This is a genomic window from Sphingopyxis sp. (genome assembly GCF_019459305.1).
Taxonomy (GTDB): domain Bacteria; phylum Pseudomonadota; class Alphaproteobacteria; order Sphingomonadales; family Sphingomonadaceae; genus Sphingopyxis.
The window spans coordinates 1-6,000 of the sequence record NZ_JAIBES010000029.1; the positions used below are offsets into that span (position 1 = coordinate 1).

Genomic DNA, 6,000 nt, shown 5'->3' on the forward strand with positions numbered 1-6,000 from the left:
CTCGTTGAGATTTTCGGACGTGACGGTGACGCTTTCGGCCTTGCCCTCAAGAATACGGCGCAGCGCTTTGCGCGCCAGCCGCGCAATCTCGCGCTCCAGCGTGCGGACGCCGGCCTCGCGGGTGTAATAGCGGATCAGATCGCGCAGGCCTTCGTCAGTCAGCGTGAATTCGCCGTCCTTCAGCCCATGCGCCTCGACCTGCTTGGCGATCAGGTGCAGCTTGGCGATCTCGACCTTTTCGTCCTCGGTATAGCCTTCGAGGCGGATGATCTCCATGCGGTCGAGCAGCGCCTGCGGCAAATTCAGTGAGTTCGCCGTGGTGACGAACATGATGTCGCTGAGGTCGATGTCGATTTCCAGATAATGGTCCTGGAATTTGCCATTCTGTTCGGGGTCAAGCACTTCGAGCAGTGCCGACGCCGGATCGCCGCGGAAATCCTGACCCAGTTTGTCAATCTCGTCGAGCAGGAACAGCGGGTTCATCGTCCCCGCCTTTTTAAGGTTCGTGACGATCTTGCCCGGCAGCGAGCCGATATAGGTGCGGCGGTGGCCGCGGATTTCGGCCTCGTCGCGCACACCGCCCAAAGACTGGCGGATGAACTCGCGCCCGGTCGCTTTGGCGATCGACTTGCCCAGGCTGGTCTTGCCGACGCCCGGCGGTCCGACGAGGCACAGGATCGGCCCCTTCAGCTTGTTGGTACGCGCCTGCACCGCCAGATATTCGACGATGCGGTCCTTGACCTTTTCGAGCGCATAATGATCATCGTCGAGCACAGCCTGCGCCGCGGCGATGTCCTTCTTCAGCTTCGACTTCTTGCCCCATGGCAGGCCGATCAGCGTGTCGAGATAGTTGCGGACGACGGTAGCCTCCGCCGACATCGGTGCCATCGCGCGCAGCTTTTTGAGCTCGGCGTTTGCCTTGGCCTTGGCCTCCTTCGACATCTTCAGGCCGTCGATTTTCTGCTGCAATTCGGCTAGGTCGTCGCCGCCCTCGCCATTGTCGTTGCCGAGCTCCCGCTGGATCGCCTTGAGCTGTTCGTTCAGATAATATTCGCGCTGGCTCTTTTCCATCTGGCGCTTCACGCGGCCGCGGATCTTCTTTTCGACCTGCAACACGCCCAGCTCACCTTCCATGAAGGCGAACACCATTTCGAGCCGCTTCGACGGCGTATCCTCGACGAGCAGCGCCTGCTTGTCGGACACCTTGATGTTGAGATTGCCAGCCACCGAGTCGGCGAGGCGCGAGGCGTCGTCGATCTGCGACAGCTGGACCGCGGTTTCGGCAGGCATCTTCTTGTTGAGCTTGGCGTAATTCTCGAACTGATCGACGACCGAGCGCATCAACGCGGCGGTATCGACGCTGTCGTCGACGGTGTCATCGATCGACTTGACGCTCGCCATCACCGTCTTGTCGTCGTTCGTCAGCGCAACCAGCTTCGCGCGTTCCTTGCCCTCGACAAGCACGCGAACGGTGCCGTCGGGCAGCTTTAGCAGCTGGAGTACGGTGGCGATCACGCCGACGTCATAGAGGTCATCGCGCTGCGGATCGTCCTCGCCCGGATCGAGCTGGGCAACGAGGAAGATTTCCTTGTCGGATTCCATCGCGGTTTCCAGCGCGGCGACCGAACGGTCGCGGCCGACGAACAACGGCACGATCATGTGCGGGAAAACGACGATGTCACGCAGCGGCAAAAGCGGAAAAGATTGCGTCATTACGGCTCCTGGACAGGCGCCACAACCGGACGCTCCGCCCTTCTTATAGGGTGTTCATCGCTAATATGGCGTAACTTCGCACGCATTCAATGTCGCTGCGGTGAACAGCGAGGGCAAAGCCGCTTAGAACGGCAGCTTGAAGCCCGGAGGCAGCGGCAGGCCGCTGGTCATCTTGCCCATTTCTTCGTTGCTGACGCGGTCGGCCTTTTCGCGCGCATCGTTGAACGCCGCGGCGAGCAAGTCCTCAAGCATCTGCTTGTCCGAAGGAACGATCAGGCTGTCATCGATGGCGATCGACTTTATCCGGCCCTTGGCGCTGGCAAGAATCCGCACCAGCCCGCCGCCCGAAACGCCTTCGACCTCGACACTGTCGAGCTTCGCCTGCGCCTCCTGCATCTGCGCCTGCACCGTGGCAGCAGCTTCCTGCGCCGCCTTCATCATTTCTTCGATAGATTTCATGGATTGGACTTATGGCGATTGTCGGCTGGGTCTTCAAGGCTGGCGTCGGGAAAAGCGGCCAGCGCGGCCTTGACGACCGGCAGTTCACGGATCCGCGCGTCATTGTCCGCGGCGGTCGCGTCGCGCATTTCGCCCAAACTGGGCCGCGCATCGCCCTCGCCCGAGCGGACATGCCAGCGGCTGCCGGTTGCGGTCAGCAGCGCATCGCCCATATCGCGCGGGAATGTCGCGGACAGCGCCGGGACGGCGGCGAAGACCAGCTGGCCCGGCTCGAGGGTGATGACCTTCAGATGATCATGGACCTGCACCGCGAGCCGGTGATTGCCACTGCTTTCGAGCAATTGGTGAATCTGCGCGATCGTCAGCGATGTCGCTGGGAGCTCGGCGTCGGGCACAGTCTCTGCGACAAGTACCGCGGCAGCGGTTTCTCGCCCGGCAGAAGCGGGCGGCGCGGCGAGTGGCATCGTTGGCACGCGGCCCGATTCGAGCAGCTTTGCCAGTTCCCCGGGATCGGGCATCGACGCCGCATAAATCACCCGCAGCAACAGCATTTCGAGATGCTCGAGCGGATAGTTCGCCCGCAGCACCTCGTCATGCCCCTTGAGCAGCAACTGCCAAAGCCGGTTGAGCGGCGCGAAGCCCAGCTTTTGCGCCCAGTCGCCGATGCGCTCGCGATCCGCCTCGGCCAGCGCGGGGTCGTCGTGGCGCGACACTTTGGCGAGCGTCACCGCGTGGGTCAGGTCCATCAGCCCGCGCACCATCGCGACGGGTTCGATCCCGAGCGCATATTGCGCCCGCGCGAGATCGATCGCCGCGCCGCTGTCGCCCTCGAGGATCGCCGCCATTAGCTGGGCAATCGACGTGCGGTCGGACAGGCCGAGCATGACGCGCACCTGATCGGCGCCGATCATGCCACCGCCATCAAGGTCGGCATGTGCAATAGCTTGATCGAGAATTGACAGACCGTCGCGCACCGATCCTTCGGCGGCGTTGGCGATCAGCCAGATCGCGGGCGCCTCAGCCTCGACGCCCTCTTTCTGCAAGATCGAACTGAAATGCGCGAACAGCATGTCGGGGGTGATACGGCGCAGGTCGAAACGCTGGCAGCGCGACAGCACCGTCACCGGCACCTTGTTGACTTCGGTCGTCGCGAACAGGAATTTGACGTGCGGCGGCGGTTCTTCAAGCGTTTTCAACAGCGCATTGAAGGCGTTACGCGACAACATATGCACTTCGTCGATGATGTAGATTTTGTAGCGCGCCGACACCGCGGCATAGCGCACCGCCTCGATAATCTCGCGCACATCGTCGACGCCGGTGTTTGACGCGGCGTCCATTTCGATGACGTCAATATGGCGGCCTTCGGTGATCGCGCGGCACGGTTCGCACACCCCGCACGGATCGATCGTCGGCCCGTCCTGCCCATCGGGGCCGATGCAATTGAGCGCCTTGGCGATCAGGCGCGCGGTCGACGTCTTCCCGACCCCGCGCACCCCCGTCATCAGAAACGCATGCGCCAGCCGGTCGCGCGCGATGGCATTGCCGAGCGTGCGGACCATCGCATCCTGACCGATCAGTTCGGCAAAGGTCTGCGGGCGGTATTTGCGGGCGAGAACGCGGTACGGGCCGGATGACGCCTGCGGCTTCACCTCGGGCAGGTCCATTCCCAGCATCGGGGGTTCGTCGTCGGCGGAATCGCTCATGGCATCGTCTTAGGGACGGCGCGCGATCTTGTCGAAGGGGGAAATTGGGTGGGAGCCGGAACGACCCGCGGCGAATTCGTTGCGGCTGCTTCCTTCCGGACCTGACCGGGTTGGCGAAGACCACGTCCGCCCGACTCCCGCGGCGCATATGGCGGCGGCTGAGCGGAAATGCAAGAACGGTCCTATCGATCAGCGCGATATCGGCTTAGGTGTCGAGCAGTGTACCATCGAACCAAACGTCCTCATGCCCCGGCGCAACTAGAAACCTCCACCCCGGCGGCAGCGCAATATATGGCAATGCTGCGGGACAGAGCTTGTGTAGATGATATACATGCAACGGTTTGAAAAAGTCAGGGCCATTTGGACAGCTCCCCTGACCATATGAACCAGCCGGTAGTTCCACTTTCTGGAAAATGGCGCAGACCGTTTAGCGGTAGTTGTCCTTGGAGGGCGCTCTCGGAGATGCCGAGCTTATAGGTGTCGTCGGATGGCATGAATTCGGCGCCATACTGTTGGCATTTCTCTCGCTGAACTTCGTCCATAGGTTCAAGCTAGCGTGCCTTGATCGGGATCGCTACCGGCATGGTGCGCGACCATGATCGATGTCCGCTATCGACCGAAAGCAGCTAGCGCGGCCCCTGCATGTTGCGGCTTTCGCCCGGGATATGCACGGTCAGCCCGTCCATCGCCTCGGTCAGCAAGATCTGGCACGCGAGACGGCTTGTCCGCCGCACCCCGGCGGCAAGGTCGAGCATATCCTCTTCCATCTCGGTCGCGGGCGACAGGCGGTCGAAATCCTCTTTGGCGACAATGAGGTGGCATGTCGAACAGGCCATCTGGCCCTCGCACGTCCCTTCGAGCGGCATCATGTACGCCTGCGCGACGTCGAGCAGGATGCTGCCCGGTTCCGCCTCGGCCTCGGTGCGTCCCTTGCCATCGGCGTGGATGAAGGTGACGCGCATCAATTGACCCCCTGCAATCGTGCCGCGTCCCTGATCGCGGTCAGTCCGTCGCGGAGTTCCTGCTCGCTGGTGTAGCGCCCCCAGCCCAGGCGGATCGACGCGCGTGCGTCGGCTTCGCTTACGCCCATCGCGCGCAGCACATGGCTGACCTTGCCCGACCCGCTGCCGCAAGCGCTGCCGAGCGAGAACGCGATATTGCGGGCGTCGGACATCAGGCGCAGGACGTTCACGCCCTCGCGCCGGATGTTGAGATTGCCTTGGTAACGCGCATCGACGGCGCCGTTGATCGTCCATTCGGGCAGCATGTCGCGCGCCAGCGACCACAGCCGTTCGACATGCGCGGCATCTTCGTCGAGCCGCTCGGCGGCGAGCGCCGCGGCGGCACCGAATCCAGCGCAGAGCGCGGGCGATACGGTGCCCGAGCGCATCCCCTGCTCCTGCGCACCGCCGAACATTAGCGGCGGCAGGTCGATGCCGTCGCGGATCCACAGCGCGCCGATGCCTTTCGGGCCATGAATCTTGTGCGCCGAAATGGCGATCAGGTCGGCGCCTTCGGGGATAGCGACGCGGCCATAGCCCTGCACGGCGTCGCAGAGCAGCAAGCTGTTCTTCGCATGCGCTGCGGCGGCATATTCGGCGACCGGCTGGATCGTCCCGACCTCGTTGTTGACCAGCATTGTCGCTACGATCCCATTTTCGGGGAGCAGCGCGGCGTCAGGCGGCAGAGCGACGCCGTCGCTGTCGACAGGCAGAACGGTTGCGTGCAGCCGCTCCAGACATTGCAGCGACGCCGCATGTTCGATGCTTAATCCCGCCACGCCGCCGGGAAGTATCTCGGCACCGCGCAGCAGCGCCCAGTTGAGCGCTTCGGTCGCGCCCGAGGTGAAAAACACGCGACCGCCCTTCGGCATTAGCGCAGCAACCTGATCACGCGCGACTTCGACCGCAGCAGCGGCGGCGCGGCCGCCCTTGTGCGTGCTCGACGGATTGGCAAAGCCATCGCCTTCGCCCGGTCCTTCCAGCCAGCGCAGCATCGCCGCGCGCGCCTCGGGGGCGAGCGGCGTCGTGGCTTGGTAGTCGAGGTAGATCATGGGCGGCATCTGCCCCCTTATCCCGTTCGTGTCGAGCGATCCATAGTTGTCGCCCCCGCGAAGGCGGGGGCC

At 63.4% G+C, this 6,000-nt stretch carries 5 protein-coding genes and 1 other RNA gene; all 6 read right to left on the bottom strand.

Features of this window, described 5'->3' with window-relative positions:
• On the bottom strand, positions 1-1,713 hold a 1,713-nt coding region (gene lon / locus K0M74_RS03065; RefSeq protein ID WP_293967824.1), incomplete at its 3' end, for an endopeptidase La.
• Between the two features lie 123 nt (positions 1,714-1,836).
• Positions 1,837-2,172: a YbaB/EbfC family nucleoid-associated protein gene (locus tag K0M74_RS03070; RefSeq protein WP_293967827.1), complete on the bottom strand. Its 336-nt coding sequence runs from the start codon at positions 2,170-2,172 to the stop codon at positions 1,837-1,839.
• Complete coding sequence (locus tag K0M74_RS03075; protein WP_293967829.1) at positions 2,169-3,875, bottom strand: DNA polymerase III subunit gamma/tau; 1,707 nt, start codon at positions 3,873-3,875, stop codon at positions 2,169-2,171. The genes K0M74_RS03070 and K0M74_RS03075 overlap by 4 nt, the downstream gene beginning before the upstream one ends.
• Before the next feature lie 44 nt (positions 3,876-3,919).
• An RNA gene (gene ffs / locus K0M74_RS03080) (signal recognition particle sRNA small type) lies at positions 3,920-4,017 on the bottom strand.
• 484 nt (positions 4,018-4,501) lie between these two features.
• On the bottom strand, positions 4,502-4,840 hold the full coding sequence (locus K0M74_RS03085; RefSeq protein WP_293967832.1) for a 2Fe-2S iron-sulfur cluster-binding protein: 339 nt from the start codon (positions 4,838-4,840) through the stop codon (positions 4,502-4,504).
• Positions 4,837-5,928, bottom strand: coding sequence for an aminotransferase class V-fold PLP-dependent enzyme (locus K0M74_RS03090; RefSeq protein WP_293967835.1), 1,092 nt, complete (start codon positions 5,926-5,928; stop codon positions 4,837-4,839). The genes K0M74_RS03085 and K0M74_RS03090 overlap by 4 nt, the downstream gene beginning before the upstream one ends.
• Positions 5,929-6,000 lie beyond the last annotated feature (72 nt).

What these genes read in the sequence shown, in the direction of transcription:
- K0M74_RS03070 (WP_293967827.1), bottom strand. Translation starts at nt 2,172, where the DNA reads ATGAAATCTATCGAAGAAATGATGAAGGCGGCGCAGGAAGCTGCTGCC.
- K0M74_RS03075 (WP_293967829.1), bottom strand. Translation starts at nt 3,875, where the DNA reads ATGAGCGATTCCGCCGACGACGAACCCCCGATGCTGGGAATGGACCTG.
- K0M74_RS03090 (WP_293967835.1), bottom strand. Translation starts at nt 5,928, where the DNA reads ATGATCTACCTCGACTACCAAGCCACGACGCCGCTCGCCCCCGAGGCG.